Source organism: Pseudomonas frederiksbergensis, from assembly GCF_900105495.1.
Classification (GTDB): domain Bacteria; phylum Pseudomonadota; class Gammaproteobacteria; order Pseudomonadales; family Pseudomonadaceae; genus Aquipseudomonas; species Aquipseudomonas frederiksbergensis.
In genome coordinates this window covers 4,035,329-4,060,158 of the sequence record NZ_FNTF01000002.1, presented here as the reverse complement: position 1 = coordinate 4,060,158, position 24,830 = coordinate 4,035,329, and the positions used below count along the sequence as shown (strand labels likewise).

Annotated in this window: 15 protein-coding genes; 4 read left to right on the top strand and 11 right to left on the bottom strand. The window is 59.9% G+C overall.

Annotated elements, in window-relative coordinates; genetic code table 11:
* From BLW70_RS19145 to BLW70_RS19135, 3 genes are all read left to right on the top strand, one after another.
* Positions 1 to 1,344 (top strand): cation:proton antiporter, encoded by a 1,344-nt coding sequence (locus tag BLW70_RS19145; RefSeq protein WP_074876560.1) that lies wholly within the window; start codon positions 1 to 3, stop codon positions 1,342 to 1,344.
* Positions 1,345 to 1,461: 117 nt separating this feature from the next.
* Positions 1,462 to 1,827 (top strand): hypothetical protein, encoded by a 366-nt coding sequence (locus BLW70_RS19140; RefSeq protein ID WP_235865007.1) that lies wholly within the window; start codon positions 1,462 to 1,464, stop codon positions 1,825 to 1,827.
* A 256-nt stretch (positions 1,828 to 2,083) separates the two neighbouring features.
* Positions 2,084 to 2,560: a hemerythrin domain-containing protein gene (locus tag BLW70_RS19135; RefSeq protein WP_074876558.1), complete on the top strand. Its 477-nt coding sequence runs from the start codon at positions 2,084 to 2,086 to the stop codon at positions 2,558 to 2,560.
* A gap of 134 nt (positions 2,561 to 2,694) precedes the next feature.
* Here BLW70_RS19135 and BLW70_RS19130 read toward each other — a convergent pair whose 3' ends face one another.
* From BLW70_RS19130 to BLW70_RS19115, 4 genes are all read right to left on the bottom strand, one after another.
* Positions 2,695 to 4,608, bottom strand: a complete 1,914-nt coding sequence (locus BLW70_RS19130; RefSeq protein WP_074876556.1) for a hybrid sensor histidine kinase/response regulator — start codon at positions 4,606 to 4,608, stop codon at positions 2,695 to 2,697.
* A gap of 86 nt (positions 4,609 to 4,694) precedes the next feature.
* Complete coding sequence (locus tag BLW70_RS19125; protein ID WP_074876554.1) at positions 4,695 to 5,603, bottom strand: zeta toxin family protein; 909 nt, start codon at positions 5,601 to 5,603, stop codon at positions 4,695 to 4,697.
* A gap of 128 nt (positions 5,604 to 5,731) precedes the next feature.
* On the bottom strand, positions 5,732 to 8,011 hold the full coding sequence (locus BLW70_RS19120; protein ID WP_074876552.1) for an ATP-dependent DNA helicase: 2,280 nt from the start codon (positions 8,009 to 8,011) through the stop codon (positions 5,732 to 5,734).
* Positions 8,008 to 9,660, bottom strand: coding sequence for a VRR-NUC domain-containing protein (locus BLW70_RS19115; protein WP_074876550.1), 1,653 nt, complete (start codon positions 9,658 to 9,660; stop codon positions 8,008 to 8,010). The genes BLW70_RS19120 and BLW70_RS19115 overlap by 4 nt, the downstream gene beginning before the upstream one ends.
* Positions 9,661 to 9,881: 221 nt before the next feature.
* Here BLW70_RS19115 and BLW70_RS19110 point away from each other — a divergent pair, with 221 nt between their 5' ends.
* Entirely contained in the window at positions 9,882 to 10,106 is a 225-nt protein-coding gene (locus BLW70_RS19110) for a YgdI/YgdR family lipoprotein (protein ID WP_074876548.1), read from the top strand.
* A gap of 116 nt (positions 10,107 to 10,222) precedes the next feature.
* Here BLW70_RS19110 and BLW70_RS19105 read toward each other — a convergent pair whose 3' ends face one another.
* The 7 genes from BLW70_RS19105 to BLW70_RS19075 all read right to left on the bottom strand — a co-directional run bounded on the left by BLW70_RS19105 (position 10,223) and on the right by BLW70_RS19075 (position 24,793).
* A complete protein-coding gene (locus tag BLW70_RS19105) occupies positions 10,223 to 12,076 on the bottom strand; it encodes a polyurethane esterase (RefSeq protein ID WP_074876546.1) in 1,854 nt (617 codons plus the stop codon).
* 95 nt (positions 12,077 to 12,171) lie between these two features.
* The gene (locus BLW70_RS19100; RefSeq protein WP_074876544.1) at positions 12,172 to 13,860 is read right to left on the bottom strand and encodes a polyurethane esterase; all 1,689 of its coding nucleotides are present in this window, start codon (positions 13,858 to 13,860) and stop codon (positions 12,172 to 12,174) included.
* A 23-nt stretch (positions 13,861 to 13,883) separates the two neighbouring features.
* Complete coding sequence (locus BLW70_RS19095; protein ID WP_074876542.1) at positions 13,884 to 16,931, bottom strand: autotransporter serine protease; 3,048 nt, start codon at positions 16,929 to 16,931, stop codon at positions 13,884 to 13,886.
* A 221-nt stretch (positions 16,932 to 17,152) separates the two neighbouring features.
* Positions 17,153 to 20,110 carry an autotransporter serine peptidase EprS gene (eprS, locus tag BLW70_RS19090; protein ID WP_074876540.1) on the bottom strand — a complete coding sequence of 986 codons (2,958 nt, stop codon included), beginning with the start codon at positions 20,108 to 20,110 and terminating at the stop codon, positions 17,153 to 17,155.
* 212 nt (positions 20,111 to 20,322) lie between these two features.
* Positions 20,323 to 21,684, bottom strand: a complete 1,362-nt coding sequence (locus BLW70_RS19085; protein ID WP_074876538.1) for a TolC family outer membrane protein — start codon at positions 21,682 to 21,684, stop codon at positions 20,323 to 20,325.
* Positions 21,685 to 21,686: 2 nt separating this feature from the next.
* Positions 21,687 to 23,021, bottom strand: a complete 1,335-nt coding sequence (locus BLW70_RS19080) for an HlyD family type I secretion periplasmic adaptor subunit (RefSeq protein WP_074876536.1) — start codon at positions 23,019 to 23,021, stop codon at positions 21,687 to 21,689.
* Positions 23,018 to 24,793: a type I secretion system permease/ATPase gene (locus BLW70_RS19075; RefSeq protein WP_074876534.1), complete on the bottom strand. Its 1,776-nt coding sequence runs from the start codon at positions 24,791 to 24,793 to the stop codon at positions 23,018 to 23,020. The genes BLW70_RS19080 and BLW70_RS19075 overlap by 4 nt, the downstream gene beginning before the upstream one ends.
* Positions 24,794 to 24,830 lie beyond the last annotated feature (37 nt).

Sequence of the window (24,830 nt, the reverse complement as noted above, 5' to 3'; positions counted from 1 at the left end):
ATGAGCTTCATTTTATGGGTGGCGGTGTTGGGTGCGGTGCTGCTGACGCTGGCACTGACCTCTTCGTACCTGCGCTGGATGCCGGTGACCACGTCGGCGGTGTGCCTGGTGCTGGGCGCCGCCATCGGTCCCGCGGGGCTGGGCCTGTTGAAACTGGACACCGAAGAGGCGTCCATCTGGATGGAGCACCTGACGGAAGTCGCGGTGCTGTTTTCATTGTTTGTCTGCGGTTTGAAGTTGCGCTTGCCGCTCAGGAACGAAAACTGGCGTATTGCCTACGGCCTGGCCGGCCCGGTCATGGTGTTGACCATTGCCGGGGTCAGCCTGTTGCTGCATTACGGCTTCGAATTGTCCTGGGGCGCGTCCGTGTTGATCGGCTCGATTCTGGCGCCCACCGACCCGGTACTCGCCGCCCTGGTGCAAGTCAACGACGCCCGGGATGACGACAGCGTGCGCTTCGGGCTGTCGGGTGAAGCCGGGCTCAATGACGGGATCGCCTTCCCGTTCGTTATCCTTGGCCTGCTGCTGGTGCAACACGACAGTAACCCCGGCTGGCTGAGCGACTGGGTGCTGAGCAGTCTGTTGTGGGCAGTCCCGGCCGGTTTGCTCACCGGCTACTGGATGGGCCGTGGCATTGGCCGCCTGACCTTATTGATGCGCATCAAAAATGACGACAGCACCCTGTCCCCGAACGATTACCTGGCCCTTGCCTTGATTGCCCTGGCGTATGTCGGGGCCGAGTGGATTCACGGTTATGGCTTTTTGTCGGTATTCGCCGCCGGCCTGGGTTTGCGCCACGAAGAAGTCAAATCCACAGGCGACGACGAGCTTCCCGCCGAGCATCTGGTTCAGCCCGTGGTGGGACATCAGAACGTCGAGCCGCAACATGCGGTTCATGGTGATACCACAAGCCTTGAGGACAAGCAGGTCGCCGCGGGCATCATGATGGGCGACATGCTCGCCTTTGGCAGTCTGGTGGAACGGGCCATGGAAGTGTTTCTGGTGACGCTGCTCGGCGTGGTGTTGATGGCTCACTGGGATTGGCGTGCGTTGCCGATCGCTGGCGTGCTGTTTTGCCTGATACGCCCCCTGAGCGTCGTCGCCATGCCTTGGGGCCGTTTGCTCAACGGCCACCAGCGCATGCTGATTGGCTGGTTCGGCATACGCGGCATCGGCAGTCTGTATTACCTGTTTTATGCCGTGAATCATGGGTTGGGCGATTCGATAGCAACGTTATGTATCGACCTGACGTTATCCGTGGTTGCGCTCAGCATTCTGTTCCACGGCATCAGTACTCAACCGATCCTGGCTCGATATGAACGGCAAAAAAATCAACTTTTTTGATATGGCCGTGAATGTTTGCCGCGTGAGTTATCGAATTTCTTCGCTGATAAATTTGAAATCCTTGAGCAATCCCGCAGGTCACAACCTTAATCCCGCTCGGCTTTTGCACGGCGGGACGTGTCGGGTTCGGGCCCCTGCGGCATCGATCTCTATCAAAAAGAACTTCGAAAAAATCAGGTGCTGGTCATGGTTCACTATTCCACCTCCGATGAAATCAAAGCCTGCCGGGCTTTCGCCCTGGAACGTAATCATCAAATGTTTGAAGAGGCCCAGGCACTCAGCCGCAGCGCCTTCGCGTTACTGGAGGGCGGCGACATGGATGTGAACCAGTTCGATCGCTATCAGGCCTTGCGCAGAAAGGCCGACATGAAGTTCGAGGAGGCGATCGAGCACTTGCGGCTGCTCAACGAAAATTTCCCGCCGGTCTCGATATCCACGCAAAACGCTCATCGTTCGCTCCAGCAGCCGGAATCCATATCCTGAACTTGAAAAGCCCGGCACAGTCGCCGGGCTTTTTTTGACTGAAAAAACATCAATGTTCCACTGCGAACTGCATGAGTCAATTTCCGGACTCATGCAGGCTGCATGACCCCAGTTCGCCATCAGTCACTTCAACTTATTGTTTTATAAACACGTTATCGCACTGGCAAACCGGCACGACAAATGCTCAGAGACCATGAGCGACTTTCGGCCTAGAGACCGTTCGCGCTCACCCCCTGACATGTGGAGAGACTCGACCATGAACGCCATAGACTTGTTGAAAGCTGACCATGAACGCGTAAAAGGCATCCTGACCCAATTAAGCGAATCCACCGAGCGTGGTGTTAAAAAACGCAGCGAATTGCTGGCCAAGCTGGAAATGGAGGTTGCCATCCATACCCGCCTCGAAGAAGAAGTCTTGTACCCGGCGTACAAGAAAGCCGGGGGCAAGGAGCAGGACGTCATGTATTACGAAGCCAAGGAAGAACACCGCACCGTAGATTCGCTGGTGCTGCCAGACTTGAAGGCCACCGACCCGACCACTCCGGAATTTGCCGGTCGGGTGAAAGTGATCAAGGAACTGCTGGAACATCACATTGAAGAAGAGGAAACCGAGATGTTTCCTCAGGCCAAGAAGCTGCTGGGCAAAGCCACCCTGGAAGAGTTGGGCGCGCAGATGGAAAGTTTGAAAGCGCAGTACAAGAAGGAAATGAGTGCAGCCCATCTGGCGGCTTGATGCACCGTCATGCTGTCTGGTTGATGGTTGATTACTCGCTTACCCATTGATCGTTCCCACGCTCTGCGTGGGAACGATCAGGAAAAAGCTGCGAACGCCCGCTTCTCATGCAACCAAACAGCGAGCACCCGTAATCACTTCATGGTCGAGGCGATGATTTCCACCAGATTGAGCTGGGTAAAGGGTTTGGACAGACGCGGCAGTCTGGTCGCAAAACCTTCCAGACGCTCGGCGTAACCGGTAGCAAGAATGATCGGCAGGTCCGGCTTTTTAATGCGGATAGCTTGCGCCAGTTGTGCGCCGTTCATCTGCGGCATGGCCATGTCGGTGATGACCAGGTCGATCGCTGCTTCGGCGTCGAATACTTCCAGCGCTTGCGCCCCGGATGTCGCACTGACCACCCGATGCCCCAGGTCTTCGAGTAACAGGCAGGTACTGGTCAACACCAGGCTATCGTCATCCACCACCAACACGCATAGACGGGGCACCGGCGGTGCGGTCTCCTCGGCAACGGGCCTGGCAACCGAACCGGTCGTGGCGATGGGTATCCACAATTCGGCGACGGTGCCTATGCCCTTCTGGCTCTTGAGGACGAATCGCCCGCCCAATTGCTCGATGTAACCATGCACCATCGAAAGACCCAGCCCCGTGCCTTTGCCAATGCCTTTGGTCGTGAAGAACGGGTCCATTGCCGAACCGAGCGTGGTTTCATCCATGCCCTCCCCCGTATCGCTGACGCTCAGGCACACATACCGGCCTGGCAGCAGGGATAACTGCGGTTGATCCACGGTTTCTTCGGTCTTGGTACTGATGACGATTTTCCCGCCATGGGGCATCGCATCACGGGCATTGGTCACCAGGTTCAACACCGCCAGTTCAAGCTGATTGACATCCGCCAGGACCGGTTCGAGCTCTGGTGAAAAGCGGGTTTCGAGCACCACGGACGGCCCGAGCGAGCTGCGCAACAGGCCAATGATGCCTTGCACCAGCGCCGGGATCTCGACGGGTTCGGCTTTGAGTTCCTGACGCCTGGCAAACGCCAGCATGCGCTGGGTCAGGGAGACACCGCGCAAGGCGCCCTGGGTGGCATTGTCCACAAGCCGGGTAATTTTCGGATCCTCTCCCACTCGTTTGCGCACGATTTCCAGATTGCCGAGGATGACCGTCAGCAAATTGTTGAAGTCGTGGGCAATACCACCGCTGAGTTGGCCAATGGCCTGCATTTTCTGCGCCTGGAACAGCGCCTCGCGGGTTTGCTCCAGCGTCTGCTGGGCTTGCGTGACTTCGGTGATATCACGGGTGATCTTGGCGAATCCGAGCAAAGTGCCGGTTTCGCCCCAAATCGGATCGACCACGACATTGGCCAGGAACCGCGTACCGTCCTTGCGCACGCGCCAGCCTTTGTTTTCGAACCGCCCTTCTCGCACTGCAATGTCCAGGGTCCGTTGCGGTTCGCCGGCCTCGCGGTCTTCCGGGGTGTAAAACATCGAGAAGTGCTTGCCGATGACCTCTTCGGGCAAATAACCCTTGATGCGCTGGGCTCCGGGATTCCAGTTGGTCAGGCAGCCATCCGGGGCGAGCATGTAGATGGCGTAATCAGTGACGCTTTGAACCAGCAGGCGGAACTGCTGCTCGCTTTGCTTGAGGACTTCTTCGGCCATCTTGCGGTCGGTCAGGTCACGGGTAATCTTGGCAAACCCGAGCAACTTGCCCGACGGGTCGAGAATCGGGTCAATGACCACGTGGCACCAGAAATGCGTGCCGTCCTTGCGAACCCGCCAGCCTTCCCCCTCGAAACGCCCCTCCCTGATCGCCGTGTCCAGTGCCCGCTGGGGCAAACCGGCACGGCGATCCTCTTCGGTATAAAACCGCGAAAAGTGCTGGCCGAGGATTTCGGACTCCTCGTACCCCTTGAAACGCCTGGCGCCGCTGTTCCAGCTGGTGATGATGCCATCGGGATCAAGCATGTAGATCGCATAGTCAATCACAGCATCGATTAACAGGCGAAAACGACTGTCGTCGATGGCGTTGGTCCGATCCTCGTTCATTGATCCCTCTTGGTATGACCGTTTTTTGGAGTATGCGACATACCACGCATTTGGAAAGCCGGAAAAACGGTACTCGTCGCCCAGCGTTATCGATTGACGTGTTTGACGATGTAGGCGTACAGATCGTTGTAGACGAATTTGGGAACATGCGAAGCATGAGTCGCCATCTTGAGCAGTGCCAGGTGGCACTCTTTGATGACTTCATCGCGATCGCTCGCCGCGAAGATGTGGTTGTCGATAATATTCGAATAGATGCTGTACGCAAAATCCACCTTGGTTGTCGTTGTGGCAACGGAACCGCCGGCAGTTTTGGAGTAAGTACTCTGGGCAATCAAGGTCCGTTCGTTCAACACGCCGAACCCGCGTTCGTACACATTGACTTGCGAGCCGCTGACCGCTTTTGCAGCCGTCTCCAAGGCCAGGATGATCGCAGGCGCATAACTCATGCTGGCATCCAGCGTCGATACCGTGAGAAACCGTTCCATTTCCTGGTCTTCAAGGCTTTTGAACGCTCGTTTGATGCTCGACACATGAGCAAACGCTTGAGTGCAGCCCACAATGTGAGTTTCGAACTGATAACCGGCGGCGGTCGCCGACGGCGGGAAGGCTGCAAAATCGAGGCTATCGAACGCACATTCCATGATGATGTTGAATTTGCCGCTGAAGGCTTGCTTATAGATTTTCGTACTGACTTCGCGAACAAATGCCTCGGTATGCTCATACGCATGCAAGACCCCGTGTTTGATCATCTCTGTGTATTGGGGGTGTTTCTTGCGGTAGTCGGGCAGGTAAAGACGAACATAATTGTTGTAGCGATTTGAAGGCAGCAGGGTCTTTTCCAGCAGGTAGGTTTTACCTGACCCTTGCAGCCCGGCAACGACCAGGATTTTGGGGGTTGCCTCGGCCGTGATGCCGCTGAACAGCGTCGCTTTTATTTCATTGAATGCTACGGTGACCTGCTCAGGGGTGTACGTGTATTGCGGTGCTACTGACATATCTTGATTTCCTTATCAAAGATTCAGCTTGAAAGTGATGACGGGCTCTTTGAATAAAGACAGTATTCGCTGCTTGTTCAAATGGGCGTGTCTTTCAAGATATGTCGATGTTTTTAAAGTAAAAAATCCTACTCGATAGTGTGCAAAATCCTCGGAGCAATCGACCACCAGCGCGGCAGTAGCTGTTTGACCTTGCTGTCGCCAAACCGGTCATCGATCAGCATCACCACCCCTTGATCCTGCTGGGTGCGGATCACCCTCCCCGCCGCCTGCACCACTTTCTGCACGCCGGGAAACAGGTAGGTGTAGTCATAACCGGCGCCGAAAATGGCTGCCATGCGCTGTTTCAACTGCTCGTTGACCGGGTTGAGTTGCGCCAGCCCGAGGGTGGCGATAAACGCTCCGATCAGGCGCGCGCCCGGCAAGTCGATGCCTTCGCCAAAAGCCCCGCCCAATACCGCGAAACCGACGCCCTGACTCTCGGCGGTGAACTGATCGAGGAAGTCCTGTCGCTGCCCTTCCCCCATGCCCCGGGACTGCGACCACAGAGTGATGTCAGGATGCCGCTGGGCCAGCAACTGCGCCACTTGCTGCAAATAATCGAAGCTGCTGAAAAACGCCAGGTAGTTGCCGGGGCGTTGGCTGAACTGCCGGGCGATCAGCTCGACGATCGGTGCGAGGGATGACTGGCGATGGACAAACCGCGTGGAGATCTGGCTGACGATGTGCACTTGCAGCTGATCGGCGTGAAAGGGCGATTCAACGTCTATCCACACCGTGTTCGTTGGCGTACCAAGCAGGTCGGCATAGTAGTGGCGAGGGCTCAGGGTCGCAGAAAACAGCACGGTGCTGCGTGCGGCCGTCAGGCGTGGGCGGATGAAACCGGCGGGCACCACGTTGCGCAGGCACAGCTGCGACAGGTTGCGTTGGCGGTCGAGGTCGCGCTTGCTGATGTCGAACAGGAACTGTTCATCAAACAGCTCGGCCACTCGGCAAAACTGCAGCATGTCGAAATAGAAGTTCTGTAACGCCCCGTCCAGGCCTTGCGGGTGATCGTTCAGGTAATCGCCGATGCTCGCGCTGCACGATGACAACGCCTGGAGAAGTTTTTCCGGCGCCTTGTCATAGGCTTGATAGGCACCGAGTTGCTGGTTATGCAGGGCATTCCACTCACGATTGACCCGCTGCAAGGATTTTTTCAACGCCTCGGGCGCGGTTTTTCGTACAGCGTTGAGGGTCGATTGGTCGAGGCTGGCGCTATACATCTGCCGGCCGCGCTCCACCAGGTTGTGTGCTTCGTCCACCAACACCGCGACTTTCCAGTTATTGGCCTGGGCCAGCCCGAACAGCAGCGCGCTGAAGTCGAAATAGTAGTTGTAATCGGCGACTACCACGTCTGCCCAGCGGGCCATTTCCTGGCTCAGGTAATAGGGACAGATGTCGTGTTGCAGGGCGACCTCGCGCAAAGCGTTCTGGTTCAGCAGGGACAATTTGCTGGCCGCCTGGCGAGCGGCGGGCAAGCGATCATAAAACCCCTGGGCCAACGGGCAGGATTCGCCGTGACAGGCTTTGTCCGGATGTTCGCAGGCCTTGTCCCGGGCGATCATTTCGAGCACCCGCAAGGGTGGCGCGCCGGCGCTGTCGAGGATCACTTGCGCGGCGTCCAGCGCCAGTTTGCGCCCCGGGGTTTTCGCCGTGAGGAAAAACACCTTGTCCAGTTGCTGCGGCGCCAGGGCCTTGAGCATCGGGAACAGCGTGCCGACCGTCTTGCCGATCCCCGTGGGCGCCTGGGCCATCAAGCAACGACCGGTGCTGACCGCCTTGAACACCGATTCCGCCAGATGACGCTGCCCCGGTCGAAAGTCGGCATGGGGAAACGCCAGTTGTTGCGCCGCCCGATTACGTCCTTCGCGATGAGCCATTTCCTGTTCGGCCCAGTGCAGGAACAAGGCGCAATGTTGTTCGAAGAACAGCCGCAGTTGCGCGGCGCTGAAAGCCTCGACCAGGCAGGTTTCCTGTTCATTGACGATGTTGAAGTACACCAGGGCCAGATTGATCTGCGTCAGCTGCAGTTTCTGGCACATCAACCAGCCGTAAATCTTCGCCTGCGCCCAGTGCAACTGACGGTGGTTGGCCGGTTGCTTGCTCAAGTCGCCGCGATAGGTTTTGACTTCTTCCAGGCAATTTTGCGCGGGGTCATAGCCGTCGGCCCGGCCCTTTACCTTCAACGTTTGGTACAGGCCTTCAAGCGCGACTTCACTCTGGTAGCCCTCGCTGCGCCGGGACGCCACCGTGCGGTGCCCGACCATCCCTTCCAGCGCCGTCGGCGTAGGCGTAAAACGCAGGTCGAGGTCACCGACCTTGGCGGTGAATTCACACAGCGCCCGCACCGCGATGCTGTAACTCAAGCGCTTTGCTCCGCCCACTGCACGTAGCAGACGGCAATCGGCATCTGGTGCTCATGACAGAACTCGAGCCAGCGCAATTGATTGTCTTGCAGGCGATCACCGGGGCCTTTGACTTCGATCATCCGGTAGGTTTTGTCCTGCGGCCAGAACTGGATCAGGTCCGGCATGCCGGCACGATTGGCCTTGATGTCCAACAGCAGTCGATTGAACCAGTGCCTGAGGTGTTCGGCCGGCAGGCAATCGAGTGCCTGATCGAGCAATTCTTCGCTCAGCACACCCCAGAACACGAAGGGCGACTGCACGCCCCACTTGCTGGCATAGCGTTGGCGAATCGTCTGGCGGTAACGCCCGTCATCCAGTTCAGCCAGGCAGCCCTGGAACAGCTCCGCGCGGCGTGCGTGGAAGTCCTCATTGAGCAGATCCACCGGCCCACGCTGGAACGGGTGGAAAAACGCCCCCGGCAGCGGCGCGAAAATCGCCGGCCAGCACAGCAGGCCGAACAGCGAGTTGATCAGGCTGTTTTCGACGTAATGCACCGGCGCCGAATCTTCCGTCAAATGCGCCTGTACGTAGGATTCCACCGACAATGCCGGGTCGGTTCTGGGCAGTTGCAAGTCCAGGCGCAGCATTTCCCGTGGCGACGAGCGCTTTATCACCGGTCCGCCCAGCTTGCGCCGCAGCCGGGGCAGCACACGCAGCAATTGTTGCTGCTCGGCGGCACTTTCCGGTGCTTGCTCCGCTGCGGTGGCCAGGTCCATGGCCAGCTGGTATTCCCCGCAGCGCTCCAACACGCGAATCAAGCGCAGGCGCGCGCCGGGATAGGCGCACTCGCGGTAGATCACCAGTGCGGTAGAGAAATCCGCCACACGCTCGCAGTGCTGGCCAATCTGGAACAACAGTTTGCCGCGACGTCGTTGCAGCCAGGGATTGCTCAGCGCCAGCCCTTTGATCTGCTCGACAATGCCTTCCACGGCTTCGCCGGCTTCGAAATGTTGCTGACATTCATGCAGGAAGAGGCAGGCGTCCACGTCGTCGCGGCTGCGCAGCCCTCGGGAATCGGCGCAGAACTCGACTTTTTCATAGGTGAAGATGCCAAGGTCGGCCAATACGAACTCGGACCAGTCCTGGTAAAGATTGCCGAAAAACATCAAGCGCAGCCGGTCGCACAGGCCCATGATGGTCAGGCTGAACAATCGGTCATCCAGCGACGGGCACCACTGTCCGAAGCTGAGAGCCTGAGGAAACTGTTCGCTCAGCGCCGGCAGCCAATCGGTCTTTTTGCCCTTGGGTTGATCGATGACGGGGCCAAAATGCTGGAGAATTTCCGCCTTGAGCAGCATCTCGAACAGCACTTCGATCGACAGCGGCAATTGCTCATCGATCCAGCCCAGCGCCAGCAGTGGCTCGGCGGCGATGCCGATGTCGCCGATCTCCAGGTAACGCAGCTTGCTCGCCCGGAAGTGATGCCCCTTACGCATCACCATCCTGACCAGCAACGCCCTGGATTCACGGGGCAACCGTTTGAACTCGCAAATGAAGTGTTGCTCTTCGACACTCAACACATCGGCATAGCGATGCTCAAGCCAATCAAGCACTTGCATGAAGTTGTTCAAGTAATAGAACGGATCGTCGAGAGGATTTGCAGTCACAGGAAAAAAGCCATGGTGAGCGAGTACTGGTTATGCGTACAGATACCAGCTACGCCCCGCCCGGGCAAACGGAAAAGGATAAGCGGCGGCCTGAGCCGCTAATTTTTCCTGTGCCTCTGAACTTTCTGCCGATCCATCGCACCAACCGCGATAGAGGTACAGTGACGGTTGATTTCGTTCGTGGCATTCGCACTGTTTTTTTTAAAGGATGAGAGGTGGTTATGAATATCAAGACTCTGGGTTTGCCCTTGGCGGTAGCGGCCTTTCTGGCCCTGGCCGGTTGCTCGACGCCAACGGTTGTGACACTGCAGAACGGCACCCAGTATTTGACCAAGGACATGCCGAAAACCAAGACCAAGGACGGCTTCTTCGAATTCGAAGATATTTCCGGGGCGAAAGTGAAGGTCCGGGCCGATGAAGTAAGCACGATCCGAAAGGAAGATTAAATACCGGGTTATCGTTCATCGCGAGCAGGCTCCCACAGGGGGATTTGTGAACGCCACAGATCCAATGTGGGAGTGAGCCCGCTCGCGATGGGGCCCTTCCAGTCAGCCCATCACCCTCAGGCGATAACCACCCCTGAACTGGACAAACTATCCAGCCCAACCCCGACCAACGTCACCGAATCCCCCCCAAACGTCAGCACCGTGTCGTGCCCCACCGCCGTGGCATGGGCCCGATAATCGTTATCCGGCGTCACCCCCTGAACCCCGAGAAACACCAGTTTGTCGCTAGCCTGGTAGCCAACCACCCGGTCCTGACCGAACGCGCCGCTAAACAGGAACGTATCGACCCCGCCGCCCGACTCCAACACATCATTGCCCGCCCCGCCGACAAACACGTCGTTACCGTTGCTGCCGAGCAAATGATCGTTGCCGTCCAGTCCAAACAACCAATCGCCACCAGCGTGAGCCGTAAGCGTATCGGTCCCGGCGCCGCCCTTCACTGTTGACGCGTACTGCGTCAGGTTGCTGTCCGCCTTAAGACCTTCGGCGGTGACGCTGTGGGTCACGTCATCCTTGAACAGCCCCCACAGAAAACCCGGCTCCTTGCTCACAATGCTGCCAATGTCGCGGGTGATGCTGACGCCGCCATTGACGTCGCGGATGTACAGGTTGCCGGCGCCGTCATTGGCGAAGTCGAAGTTTTGCACCGACTGCTGCATGTCCAGCACGTTGTCGCCCTTGCCCCCCAACAGGATGTTGTAGCCACCACCCTCACGGAAGGTGTCGTTGCCATCGCGGCCTTCCAGATAGTCGTTGCCCCGGCCACCCTGGATCAGATCGTTGCCGTCGCTGCCGATGATGAAAGTGCTGCCCTTGTGGGTTTCAGCATTGCGATTGAGGTCCTGAACCCAGGTGTTGGCACGCGCCGGGTCCGACAGGTTGGCAACGATAATCGTCGAATCTTTGCTGGTGAGGTCGTAGAACTTCGACTCGATCACCCGGTTCATGCCGTCGCCATAGGCGGTGGGCAAGTGCGAGATCCAGGTCGGGATGTTGAGGATGGAAAACGGCAGCACATTCCACGCTGTCGAAGCGTAGTGGTCGTTGAAGCTGACGATGTTATCGGTCGCCGAGACCTTGGCGGCGTCGTGCACGCCCACCGATGCCAGGTTGAACGATGAACCGTCGAGGGCGCGGTACACCGGGTCGTTCTCGTAACCGACATTCAGCACTTTATCGGTGCTGCTTTGGGTCGGCGAGGCGTAGGCGATGTAGTTGGAATCCTGGTAGAACCCGGCCCACTTGTCGCGGCTCAAATCCGCCAGGCTGTTGACCGCCAGCCCGCCGAGGCTGTGACCGCTGACCAGCACGTCCTTGCCCGACAGACCATTGGCCTGGGCAAAGGCCGCGACGTCGCCGAGCAGATTGCCGAAGGCTTCGCCGACGTAGTTTTTCGCATAATCCTTTGGCCCGAACGCCGCCAGCAGGTCATTGATCACATCGCCGATGGAGTCGCTGATCTGGCTTTCTCGTGGGCCGCTGGTGCCGCGAAAGGCGATACCAATTTCGCTGAGATGACCCTGCGCGTCGTACTTGCCGAGGATTTCCACCTGAGCGCTGGTGTACCCGGCCTTTTCGCCGAAGAACGTTCCGCGTGCATCAACCTTGCCGTCATAGCCCAGTTGCGTGGCGGTGATCGGCGTCCAGCCGGCTTTCTGCACCGCATCCAGCGCAGCTTTTTCCGAATCGGGGTTCCAGGGGATTCCGGGAATGACGCCCTGGGAGTCGGTACCACCGATCAGTGCGCTCACCAGTGTCGCCGGCAAGCCAAGGCCGAAGCCGTTGTGCTGATAACCGGTGGCAAAGCCGTTATCGAGGTTGTGGTAGGAATACAGCGTGATCGCCATCGCGTCGGTAAATAACACTTTGGAATCGGCTGTATCGAAGTTTTTGTAGTCGTACACACCCATTGGTATTGCCTCTCTTTTTGTTGGAATTGTCAGAGATAGCTCACAACCAGGACGCCTCACTACGAGGCGTCCCGGAGCATTTAGTGCATGCCGCCTCAGGCAAACGTAATGCCTGAAGCCGACAGGTTATCCAGTCCCACCCCCACCAGGGTCACGGCAAAATCGCCAATTTTCAGCACCGTGTCCTGGCCCGACTGCGAAGCGTGTTGTTTGTAGTCATACCCCTGCCCCGCGCCCTCAACGCCCATGAACAGCAGTTTGTCGCTGCCCTGGTAGCCATTGATCGCGTCGAAACCGAAGGCGCCGCTGAACAGGAACGTATTGTTGCCACCCGAGGCCTGCATCACGTCATTGCCCGCGCCACCGACGAAGGTCACCTGGCTTTTGTCGCTGCGCAGCAGGTCGTCGCCAGCATTGCCGAACAACCAGTCGCCGTCGATGCTGGCTGCCAGTGTGTTGCCGTAGGCATCACCGTTAAGCGAGTGGTTGTACTGGGTAAGCTCGCTGCCGTTGAGCAAACCGTTGGCGGTAACGCTGTAACTCACCTCCTTGCTCCCCCACCATGAGCCCGGCTCTTTACTGACCAGCGCCCCGATGTCGCGGGTCATGCTGAGGCCGCCATAGGCATCACGCACGTACAGCGTGCCGTCGCCGTCATTGGCAACGCTGAAGTTCTGCAACGGCTTCTGCAATTCGAAGGTGTTGCTGCCCTTGCCGCCCAACAGGAGGTTGTAGCCACCGTCATCGCGGAACCGATCATCGCCGTCGCGACCTTCGATGAAGTCATTGCCGGCACCGCCCTTGAGCAGGTCGTTGCTGTCGGTGCCAATGATGAAGGTGCTGCCAACGTGAGGTTCGCCGCTGCGACCGAGGTCCTCGACCCAGGTCTTGCCCCGGGATTCTTCCGTCAGGTTGGACACGATCAGCGTCGAGTCCTTGTCGGTGAGGTCGTAGAAGCGCGAGTCGATCACCCGGTTCAACCCGTCGGCATAACCCAGCGAACCGTGAGCCGACCAGTTCAGCGGATTCAGGATGCTGAACGGCACCAGGTTCTGCGCGGTGGACGCGTACTGGTCATTGAAGTTGACGATGTTGTTGGTCGCCGAGCCCTGATGTCCGTCGTGCTTGCCCAGGGAGCCGCTGCTGAACGTGGTGCCGTCCAGCACCCGAAACACCGGATCGTTCTCGTAACCGATGTTCAGCACATTGTTGCCGGTAGCGCTCTGGGTCGGTGAGGCGAAGGCAACGTAGTTGGCCTCCTTGAAGAAACCGCCCCAGTTGTTGCCACTCAGTTCGGCGAGGCTGTTGACGCCCAGCCCGCCCAGGCTATGACCGCTGACCAAAACATCCCTGGCGCCCAGGCCATGGGCAATCGCAAACGCGGCAACATCCTTGAGCAAGTTGTCGAAGGCATTCTTCGCGTAGTTCGTCGCGTAATCCACCGGGCCGACGGCAGCCAGCAGGTTGTTTTTCATGTCGCCGAAGGTGTCGCTGTAACCCAAGCCGCCGGTGCCACGAAAAGCAATGCCGATACCGATCAGCTTGCCCGCCCCGTCGTACTTGCCGAGCACTTCGGCTTCGGCGCTGGTGAAACCGTCCTTCTCGCCATAAAAGGTGCCTTGAGCGCCGACCTTGCCTTGATAACCCAGCTGCGTAGCGCCAATCGGCGCCCAACCGGTCGCCGGCAGCGGTTGACCGGTTGGCGTGTACGCATACAGCGTCAGTGCGATGGCGTCGGAGTACAACGCCTTGCCGTCCGCATTTTTGTAATCAAACAGTCCCATAGGTTGGCTTCCTTTGCGTTAAATCAGAACTGCCAGTCGAGCGTCAGACCCACACCGTGGTCTTTCTCGTTGGAACCAAGCAGTCCGTTGTAATCCAGGCTCAAACGAACGTCCTGCGCCACCGCCAGACCGGCCCGCGCACCCACAACGGCGGCGTTACGATCCAGGGAAACGCTCTGCACGCTGAACCCGGTGTTGCCGTTGGCGAAGGCCAGATGACTTTCGGAACGTGTGTTGCTCAGGTTGTGCTGCCAGCCCAGCGTGGCGGACAGTTCCAGTTGCTGTTGGTCCGACAGGGCAATCGCTTTGCTTGCCCGCACACCGAGGGTTGAGAGCACGGCGTCGCGGTTGTCTTCGCCACCCTTGAGCGCCGCGGCATCACCTTTCTCGGTGAAGCTGTCGCTGTTGAGGTGCACGTAAGCCAGGTTGGCGAACGGCTCCAGTGCCAGCGGTTGCAGGTCCAGGCGATACGCCGCTTCGGTAAACAGTTGGGCGGTGGTCGCATCGCGTTTGGATTTCTGTTTGCCGCTGACGTCGCCCAATTGCAGGTCACGCTTCACGTCAATGCGATGCCAGCTGTAAGTGCCGCCGACGCTCAAACGCAGGGCGTCGATTTCGTGGCCCAGATAGGCGCCCAAGTGGTAGCTGTCGACGGAGGCTGACGAATGCGTGCCATCGCCCATGCTTAACGAACTGTCGCTGTAACCGGTGACGAAACCCAGGCGCGTATCTTCAGTGATCAGCCCGTCGACACCGGCCAGCAAGCCGCCAATGGAGCTGTTGGAACTGGCGTTGTCATGCCCGCCATCGCTCTTGCCCCAGGCGCCAAGCACTTTGACCCAGGCGTTGCTGCGGTCATCGGTGGGTGCCGCCGCGTTGAACAGATCACGCTCGCGCAGGCGTTCGCCGACGGCATCGCGCAGGTAACGGCTGTCGTTGATCAGCAGCGTGCCGATCGCCGGGTGAACCTCGCCCGACAGTTGCTGGAAGGCTTGTTGTGCGACGGCGGCGGTCGGCGAAAGCAGCAAGGTTTCATAGAGCGAATTGCCCGCGCCCAGTTGCTCGGCGGCCGCGGCAACGGCGCGTTGATTCGGGGTTTGGCCGACGCTGGCGAAGGACGCTGCGTTGCGCTCAACCGCCAGTTGGATGCCATTGGCCGAGTAGTCGAGTGTGCCTCCGATGAACAGATAATCCGGGAGCACGGCGCCGAAACGCCCTTCGATCCCGCCGGCCGCTTGCAGAATGTTGTATTGGTTGCCGAGCAATGATTTCACTTCGCTAGGGGTCAGCAAGGTCGGACTGTTTTCCAGGGACAGGCTGACGGTCGCGCCGTCGATCACGGCTTTACCGCCCGCCACGATCTGATCGCTGCGGGTCGGCGATAACTCCACGGCGTAGGTCGAGCCAGGTTCGAAGGTCACGTCCCCTGCTACTTGCAAGGTGCCGATGGAGTTGCCTGGCGCTACCGTGCCGCCGCGTTTCGCGGTCAATGCGCCGATGCGGCCATTACCGCCGAGGATCCCGCTGTCGTTGACGGTGACCGCCGAGAGCAGCGAACCGTTGATGGCCAAGCGGCCCTGATTGACCAGCGTCGGACCGGCGTAGGTGTTGGCGCCGGTCAGCACCAGCGTGCCGATGCCCTGCTTGGTCAGGCCACCATGGCCGGAAATGTCGTTGCGCCACGTGTCGAGGCCGCAGTGCACGTCATTGCACACGCGCTCGGTCGGTTTGCCCTTGTCGATAATCGCACCGATCCCCGGCAAGTCCGCCACAAACTGGCTTGAACCGTAGGCACCCTGGATGCGGAACTCCTCGGGAATGTCCTGCTCGGTGACCAACATCGCCGGGCCATCGATGCCTTTGCGCAGGTTGATCATCCCCCAGCCGTACAGCGAATCGACGCCGGGTGCACCGAGGTCGGTGGCCGTGGTGCGCAACACGCTGGCGACCTGGGCGCCGGTCATGTACGGGAAGCGTTCCATCAGCACGGCCATGGAGCCGGCGACGTGCGGCGCTGCCATCGACGTGCCGTTGTAGTTGGTGTAGCCGGTGGTCAGGTTGTCGGCGTTGGTACCGCTGATGATCGAGCTGTAGATCTTGCTGCCCGGTGCGGACACGCAAAAGCTGGCGGTGTAGCCGCAACGTGATGAGAAGGTGCTGATGGTGTAGGGGTTCGGGCTGTTGAGGTCCGGGTTTTTCTGCAACGCCGCCACGGTCACCCAGTTCGGCGCGATGTCCGGCACGAAGTAGCCCAGGCCTGCAATGGCGTCCGGGTTGTTGAGGTTGTAATCGTTGCCGGCGGCGAAGATCGTCACGATACCGCTGCGGGCCGCCGCGATGGCGCCGTCATAGGCTCCGCCCGGTTTGGTCCCGAGTAACGGACTGATCTCGTTGAACTGCAATTGCGCATCTTGCACGGTGAAATGCGGGTAGGCGGGGTTGCGTCCACCGAGGTCGAAGCGATCGGTGATGCCGATGCCCCAACTGTTATTGATGATCCGCGCGCCGCTGGCGATCAAGGCATCCCAACCGGCCTTGTAGACCGCGCCGTCGTTGCCGCGAATGATGCCGTCCTCCGGGCCCGGATCGCCGTTGTCCGCACTGATGATCTGCGCACCAAATGCCACGCCATGCATCGGGCCGCCATCGCGACTGCCCGCAGCGATACCGGCAACGTGGGTACCGTGGGCACCATACTCGCCGTCGGAATCGATCGTGGGCGAACCGTCATAACGAAACGCATCGCCGGCTTTGACCGGGATGTACGGGTCGGTGTATTCGCGGATACCGCTGGTGACCAGGTTGATCACTTTGTTCGGGCCGGAGAATTCCGGATGCGCGGCGTAGACCGGTTGGTCAAAGATCCCCAGCTTCACGCCTTTGCCGGTGTAACCGGCGGCATAGGCCGTTTGTGCGTTGACCGCTCCCAGCCCCCAATCGGCGTTGAATTCAGTGCTGCGCCAACTGTTGGGATCGCCTGCTCGACCGTTTTCCACGTAAGGCGCCGCTTGCGCGGTACCGAGGGTGGCCAATGCGCAGAGCAAGGCAAGGTTGTTGTGCTTGTTATTCATCCAGTTACCGTCCTTAGTTGTGTTGCCAAATCCTGTGCCTTGAAAGCACTCATTTTTATTTGTGAAACACGCCCCCCTGTAGCAGCTGGCGCAGCCTGCGTTCGGCTGCGAAGCAGTCGCAATATCAGGCACCGCGGTCCGTCAGACACACCGCGGATGCAGGGTTTACGACTGCTTCGCAGCCGAACGCAGGCTGCGCCAGCTGCTACAAGGGTTCTGCTTTAAAACTGCCAATTGAGGCTGAGGCCCACGCCATGGCTCTTCTCGCGGCTGGCCAGTTGGCCGGTGTAATCGAGATTCAAGCGGATGTCCCGGCTCAGGGCCAGGCTGGCATGGGCGCCCACCAGCGCCGCATCACGCACCATTGGCGAACTCTCCACGGAAAACGCTGTGCTGCCGCCGGCAAATGCCAGGTGTTCTTCGGAATCGGTATGGCTCAGGTTGTGCTGCCAGCCGAGGCTGCCGCTCAGGTCCAGCTTCTGCTGGCCGGACAGGTTCACGGTTTTCAATGCACGCACGCCCAACGTGCTGAGTACCGCGTCACGCGTGTCGCCACTGCTTTTCAGTGCCGCAGCGTCACCTTTCTCGGTGAAACCTTCAGTGTCGAGGTGCACGTAGGCCAGGTTCCCGAAGGATTCGAGCGCCAGCGGTTGCAGGTTCAGGCGATACGCCGCTTCACCGAACACTTGGGTGGTCCCGGCATCGACCTTGGCTTTCTGTTTGGCGCTGACGTCGCCGTAGTGCAGGTCACGTTTGACGTCGGCGCGATGCCAGCTGTAGGCACCGCCGGCACTCAGGCGCCAGGCACCCGACTCGCGGCCGGCATAAGCACCCAGGTGATAGCTGTCGACCTTGGCCGATGAGTGAGTGCCGGAGCCCATGCTCACCGAGCTGTCGCTATAACCGGTGACCAGGCCGATCCGGGTTTGCTCATCCAGCGCCCCGTCGACACCGGCCAGCAAGCCGCCAATCGAAGTGGTGTAACCGGCGGTGTCATGGCGCTCATCGGTTTTGCCCCAGGCGCCCAGCGCCTTGATCCAGCCATTGCTTTGAGTGCCTTGGGCGTCAATCAACCGCTCACCGACAGCATCGCGCAGGTAGCGGCTGTCGTTGATCAGTACCGAACCCAGCGCCGGGTAGATTTCCCCCGACAACTGCTGAAACGCCTGTTGGGCGGACGTCGCGGTGGGCGACAGCAGCAGGCTTTCGTAAACCGGATTGCCCGCCCCAAGCCCTTCAGCGGCGGAGGCTACGGCGCGCTGGTTCGGCGTTTGGCCGACGCTGGCGAAGGTCGTGTCGTTGCGCTCGACACTCAATTGAATACCGGTGGCCGCGTAATCGAGGCTACCGCCGATGAACAGGTAGTTGGGCAGCACCGCGCCGAACTGACCTTGAATGCCGCCGGCCGCTTGCAGGATGTTGTACTGATGACCGAGCAGGCTTTGCACTTGTTGAGTGCTGAGCAAGGTCGGGCTGTTTTCCAGTGACAGGCTGACGGTCGCGCCGCTGACCGTGGCCGTGCCGCCCGCGACGATCCGGTCACTCGCGGTCGGCGACAGCTCCACGGCGTAGGTTGAACCCGGCGCAAACGTGACGTCGCCGCTGACCTGCAAGGTGCCAATGGAATTGCCCGGCGCAACCGTAGCGCCGCGATTGGCGGTCAGTGCGCCGACGCGTCCAGCCCCACCCAGCGTGCCGCTGTCATTGACGGTCACTTGCGATGCCAGCGAACCGTTGACCGACAGCAGACCGCCATTCACTGTGGTCGGCCCGCGATAAGTGCTGTTGCCGGTGAGCATCAGGCGCCCGACACCAGACTTGATCAGGCTGCCTTCGTAGACCCGAGTGGCGGCGGCGAGATCACGGGCCGTGCCCACCGCATAGTCGGTCAGATCCTGCTGGCTGGCACCGAGCGGTACACCGTTCTCCCAACCTTTGGTCTGCAGCGTCTGTTGCCAGGCACTGTGCTCCGCCGCGTCTTCGCTTTGACGCTGAATCAGCGCCTTGTCGGTGATGTCGTTGCTCCAGACATCGCTCTGCCCTGCCCCCAGATTGGCGTCGAAACGTCCGAGCAATTGGCCCGGCCCGTGCATCGCCCGTTCGAGGTTGGCGACGCCCCAGCCGATGCGGGTACTCGGCGCCTCGGTGATCGAGCCGTCGAGTTGGGTGGCGGTGGTCAGCAGCGTTTCCAGCGCCTGCTGGTTGTTCATGTACGGATAGCGTTCCATCACCAGCGCCAGGGCACCGGTGGCATGCGGCGCGGACATGGAAGTGCCGGACTTGATCGCATAGCCTGCGCCGGGAATGGTGCTGTCGATCTTCGCGCCGGGGGTGGTGATGCACCAATACTTGGCGATCCCGCACTGGTTGTATTTCTGTTGGTTGCCTTGATCCAGCCCCGACACCGCCAGCCAGTGGCCTTCCAGGTCCGGCTCGAAATAGGGCAAGGCCGAGCGCACGCTGGCGTTGGGGTAACCGCTGTTACCGGCACTGAACACGTTGATCACACCGCGTCGGGAAACGTCTGCGGCCTCATCGAGCCAGGTGCCTTTGTTCCAGTGCTGGGCGTAGGCCGCCTGCAGATCGGCGAGGGTCCGATAGCTGACATCCGGCGGTTGGCTGCCCCAGCTGTTGTTGATCGCTCGCACACCGGCATCCGCCAACGCGTTATAGACCGCTTTGAAGTAGCGAGGATCAGGATTGGGGCCGAACAGGAAACTGTCGTTCTTGTTGGTGTTGCCGACGTAGACCTGCGCGTTGTAGGCCACGCCATGCATGCCGGTGCCGTCGCGCGAGGCACCGATAGTGCCGGCGACGTGTGTGCCATGGGAGTCGTTGTTGGCGTTGAGTGTGCCGTCGACATTGAACGGGATGCCGTCAACGTAACTGCCGCTGGCGGTCACCGCGTGATAACGGTCGGTAGCGAATTCGGGGTGGGCAGCATCGAAGCCAGAATCGAGCTCGCCGATTTTTACGCCTTTGCCGGTGATGCCGGCGGCGTAGGCTTGATCGGCTTGCATGCGGGCGAGTCCCCAGTCGCGCTGGAACTCCGCCGAGCGCCAACTGGCGGCATCGCCGGGTTTGCCGGTTTCCAGATAAGCGGCTTGCACCGAGACCGGTATTGCTGACACCAGGAGTAATAGCGTGCCGACCGACATCGGCTTGATCTGTACATCCATGTTTACTTCTCGCTTTTTTGGCGTTTTTAGAATTCTGGTTACCCATAACGGGCAGCAACGCATCTCCCTGTAGCAGCTGGCGAAGCCTGCGTTCGGCTGCGGAGCAGTCGTTAATTCAGACGGCGCGGTGTTTCAGGAAGACCGCGAACTCAGGTTTTACGACTGCTCCGCAGCCGAACGCAGGCTTCGCCAGCTGCTACAGGTTCAACTTATTAACTCCTCGGGCCTTGGCCGAACGCCTCGTCAACCTTGGCCAAATCCTGCTCATTCAACGTCCCGGCGTAGTAATGCAACTTGGTCCAGGCCATCAAGTAGTCGTAGCGTGCCTGTGCCAGATCGCGGCGGGTGGTAAATAGTTGTTGTTCTGCATTTAATGCGTCGAGGTTGACGCGCTCGCCGCCCAAAATGCTTTGCCTGGTTGAAATCACCAGCGCTTCGGCAGACTTCAGGGCTTTCTGATAAGCCCGCAACTTGTTCACACCCGACAGGCAGGCGCTGAACTGGCGGCGCAGTTCAATCAACGTTTCCCGGGTCTTGCCGTCCAGTTCGTACTCGGCCTGCTCCATGGTGCGGCTGGCCTGGCGAGTCGAGGCGGATACCCCGCCTCCGGCATACAGCGGCACGTTGACTTCGATGCCGATGGTGTTGGTGTCGTAACGCTGGTTGTAGGTGTTGCCGCTTTCCGACTCGTTCTGGCGCACCGAGGCGTAGGCGCTGACTTTGGGCAGGTGCCCGGCGCGGTTGCGTTCGACTTCATAACGCGCGACTTCCACGGCATGGCGCTGCGACGCCAGGTTCGGGTTGTTGGCCACGGCCATCTCGTGCCAGGTGTCGTAATTGGCCGGCTGCAGGGTGAACGTCTGGAAACTCTGATCCAGCGGCGCCAAATCCCCAATGTTGATCGCCGGCACGCCAATCAACGCGCCCAGCTCTCGTAACGACGCGTCCTGCTCATCACGGGCTTCTATTTCCTCGGCCGTGGCCAGTTCATAGCGGGACTCGGCCTCAAGGATGTCGGTGCGCGTGCCCTCGCCCTGGCGGAACATGTGTTCGTTCTGCTGGAACTGTTGCTCGAAAGCCTTTTTCTTGGCTTGCGCGATGTCAATCTGATCCTGAGCGAACAGCGCCTGGGTGTAATGCTCCAGCACCCGAACCAGCAACTCCTGGCTCTTGCCGCGAAAGGCTTCGTCGGCAAACAGCGACTGCGCCACGCCTTTGCGGTACGACGCGTAAGCCTCGTAGTCGAGCAACGGTTGTTGCAGGGTCAGGGTCGAGCCGTAACTGCTGTAGTTGCGGTCATCGGTACGGTTCTGCCCGCGCTCATTGAGGGCGGTGGCCTTGGAGGAGTTGCGCCCCTTGTTGTAGTTGTAACCGATCCTGGGCAACAGCCCGGCGCGGCCAATGGCGCGGTTTTCTAGGCCGGCATCGCGTTCCTTGATGGCGCCGAGAAACACCGGATCATTGCGCAATGCTTGTTCGTAGATGTCGAACGGTCCCATCGCCAGCACACTGTTGCAGGTCAGCAACGCCAGGGTCGCTGCGAGCATGGAAAACTTATTCATACAGCGGAACATCCTTATTCCTCAGTCAACGCGGAACCTGCCCGGTCGAGCAGCGGCTTGAACAAATAGTTGAGGAGTGAACGTTCGCCGGTGCGCACGAACATTTCCGCCGGCATGCCAGGCTTGATCACCAGGCCGTTGAGTTTTTCCATGGCCTGGTCACTGACGCTGCTGCGCAGTACGTAATACGGCGCACCGGTTTTCTCGTCGATCATCTGGTCGGCGGAAATCAGGCTGACTTCGCCGGGCACGCGCGGCGTGCGGCTCTGGTTGAACGCCGTGAACAGAATGTCCACCGGCAAGTGCGTGCCAACCTTGTCGACCAGGTTGACCGGCAGGTGCCCTTCCACCTCCAGGCTCGTCCCCTGAGGCACGATCTCCAGCAAGGTTTCGCCCTGACGCACCACCGCGCCCACGGTGTGAACCCCGAGGTTGACCGCAATGCCATCGGCGGTGGCGATGATCTCGCTGTGCTGCAGATCGAACCCGGCGGAGGTCAGCTGCTCCTCCAGCGTCACGCTTTTCAATTGCGCATCGGCCAGTTGGGTGCGGACTTCTTTCTGGTATTCCTCGATGTGCTGTTGCAGTTTCAGCCGCGATTCGAGGATGCCCTGCTCCACACGGCCGCTGTCGCCGCTGTTTTCCGCCAGTTGTTGCTGAACCTGCGACAGCTGACGCTGGTACTCCATCAACCGATTGCGTGGGATGTAGCCGTTGTCCGCCAGGGGCTGAAGGTTGCTCAGCTGTTGTTGCAGAGAGCTGGCCTGGGCCGTCAAGTCCGTGCGGGCGCGGCGCATGCCGGCCAGCTGCGCGCTGGCGCCTTCGATGCTGGCGCGCAAGGCCGCCTGCTCGCGGGAAAACGCTTCACGGCGGCTGCTGAACAACTGCCGTTGACCTTCCAGCACCAAGGCCAGGCGCGGGTCGGGGTTGTTGCTTAGTTCAGCAGGGAAACTCACTTGCTTGAGGTTGTCCCGTTCACTCTGCCACCGCGCCAGACTGGCCCAGGCCATGCGGTATTGCGCTTGCAGCGATTGCACGTCCGCGGCGACTTGGGTCTGGTCGAGCTGGAACAATGGCTGGCCCTGCTTCACCACTTGACCCTCGCGCACCAGAATCTGGCTGACCACGCCACTGCTCATCGATTGCACGGCTTTGCGCTTGCCCGACACCACGACCGTGCCTTGCACGGGAATGCCTTGGTCAAGCGGCGCGAGACTGGCCCAGGTGAAGAAACTGCCGGCGCCGACGATCGCCAGAATCCAGCCCATGCGGACAAAGAAACGCGCGTCGCGCTCAGGGCGTTCGGCGATGTAGTCATGTTCCATGGTGGCTTCGCTGATGTTGCTCATACGCCCGAATTCCTTGTCGAGGGCTGATACTGCCGGCTCATGCTGAGCCCGCCCGGTGCTGGCGCGGTTTTCTCCCGCGGCTGCTCCTGATTGGCGGCGAGTGCCTTGAGCACGTCCTGGCTGGCGCCGAAGGCTTGCAGGCGTCCTTCGTTGAGCACCAGCAGCTTGTCGGCCTGGGCCAGTGCCGAGGAGCGATGGGTCACCAGAATCACGCTGGTGCCTTGGGCTTTCATTTGCGCAATGGCACTGGCCAATGCGGCTTCGCCCACGGTGTCGAGGTTGGAATTGGGTTCATCCAGCACCACCAGGCGCGGGTTGCCATACAACGCACGCGCAAGGGCCACGCGCTGCTTCTGTCCCCCGGACAAGCCGCTGCCGTCCTCGCCGAGCACGGTGTCATAGCCTTGCGGCATGCGCAGAATCAGTTCGTGAACGCCGGCCTGCTGCGCGGCTTGAACGACTTTCTGCGGGTCCGCCTCGCTGAACCGGGCGATGTTTTCGGCGATGCTGCCGCTGAACAGCTCGATGTCTTGCGGCAGATAACCGATGTAGGGGCCAAGATCGTCGCGGTTCCAGCGATGAATGTCCGCGCCGTCGAGCCGCACCGTGCCACCCAGGGTCGGCCAGACGCCAACGAGTACCCGGGCCAATGTCGATTTCCCGGAGCCGGAGGCGCCGAGCACGCCGAGCACTTCCCCTGCACCGAGGCTGAAATTGACCAAATGCAGCGTGGCGGCCCGTTGCCCAGGTGGCGCGGCGCTGACCTGCTCGAACGCGATCTGGCCTTTCGGCGCCGGCAGCGCCATGGCCTCGTCACTCGGTGGAAAGGCTTGCAGCAACGAATCAAGACGACGGTAAGCGAGCTTGGCGCCGCTCCACTGCTTCCACACGGCGATCAACTGATCGATGGGGCTCAGGACGCGGCCCATCAGAATGGAACCGGCAATCATCATTCCGGCCGTCATATCACCCTGGATCACCAGCAGTGCCCCCAACCCCAGCACCAACGATTGCAGGCACAGGCGCAGGGTTTTGCTCAGGGAGCTGATGACGGCACCGGTGTCGCTGGCCTGGTTCTGCAAGCCGAGGAAACGTGAATGGACCTGAAACCAACGTGTACGCAATACCCCGAGCATGCCCATGGCCTGAATGGTTTCGGCGTTGTGCAGGTGACTGGTGGCCAGTTGGCTGGATTTCTGGGAAAAACCGGCGGCGTCGCCCAGGGGCTTTTTGGTCATTGCCTCGTTGAGGCACGCAAGGCCGATCAACAGCACCGTGCCCACTGTCGCAAACACGCCGAGCCAGACATTGAACAGGTAGATCACGAACAGATAGACCGGAAACCACGGCGCATCGAAGAAGGCAAACAGCGCGGGACCGGTGACGAATTGGCGAATTTGCGTCAAGTCCCCCAACGCTTGCCCGGCGTTGCCCTCGCCCCGAAACAGGTTGCGCTCGAAGGCGGCCTGATAAACCCGCAGGTTGAAGCGGCGCTCCAGTTGGCTGCCGATGCGGATAACGATAAAGCTGCGCACGATCTCAAGCAGACCGATGAAGGCAAAGAACCCGACCACCATCAACGACAGCATCGCCAGGGTGGTTTCATTTTGCGAAGACAGCACGCGGTCGTAGACCTGAAGCATGTAAATCGACGGAACCAGCATCAGCACGTTTATTAACGCGGTAAAACAACCGATGCTGATCAGGATGCTCTTGTAGTCGCCCAATGCTTTGAACAAGGGAGCGCTGGCCGGACTCTTTGCCATCTTCATGGGTTATTCCTGAGGTGTTCTTCCTCGCCTTCTTCTG

Bases quoted from the DNA above. Each gene is read 5' to 3' on its own strand.
- BLW70_RS19145 (WP_074876560.1), top strand. From the start codon at position 1: ATGAGCTTCATTTTATGGGTGGCGGTGTTGGGTGCGGTGCTGCTGACG.
- BLW70_RS19135 (WP_074876558.1), top strand. From the start codon at position 2,084: ATGAACGCCATAGACTTGTTGAAAGCTGACCATGAACGCGTAAAAGGC.
- BLW70_RS19130 (WP_074876556.1), bottom strand. From the start codon at position 4,608: ATGAACGAGGATCGGACCAACGCCATCGACGACAGTCGTTTTCGCCTG.
- BLW70_RS19125 (WP_074876554.1), bottom strand. From the start codon at position 5,603: ATGTCAGTAGCACCGCAATACACGTACACCCCTGAGCAGGTCACCGTA.
- BLW70_RS19110 (WP_074876548.1), top strand. From the start codon at position 9,882: ATGAATATCAAGACTCTGGGTTTGCCCTTGGCGGTAGCGGCCTTTCTG.
- BLW70_RS19105 (WP_074876546.1), bottom strand. From the start codon at position 12,076: ATGGGTGTGTACGACTACAAAAACTTCGATACAGCCGATTCCAAAGTG.
- BLW70_RS19100 (WP_074876544.1), bottom strand. From the start codon at position 13,860: ATGGGACTGTTTGATTACAAAAATGCGGACGGCAAGGCGTTGTACTCC.
- BLW70_RS19095 (WP_074876542.1), bottom strand. From the start codon at position 16,931: ATGAATAACAAGCACAACAACCTTGCCTTGCTCTGCGCATTGGCCACC.
- eprS (WP_074876540.1), bottom strand. From the start codon at position 20,110: ATGGATGTACAGATCAAGCCGATGTCGGTCGGCACGCTATTACTCCTG.
- BLW70_RS19085 (WP_074876538.1), bottom strand. From the start codon at position 21,684: ATGTTCCGCTGTATGAATAAGTTTTCCATGCTCGCAGCGACCCTGGCG.
- BLW70_RS19080 (WP_074876536.1), bottom strand. From the start codon at position 23,021: ATGAGCAACATCAGCGAAGCCACCATGGAACATGACTACATCGCCGAA.
- BLW70_RS19075 (WP_074876534.1), bottom strand. From the start codon at position 24,793: ATGAAGATGGCAAAGAGTCCGGCCAGCGCTCCCTTGTTCAAAGCATTG.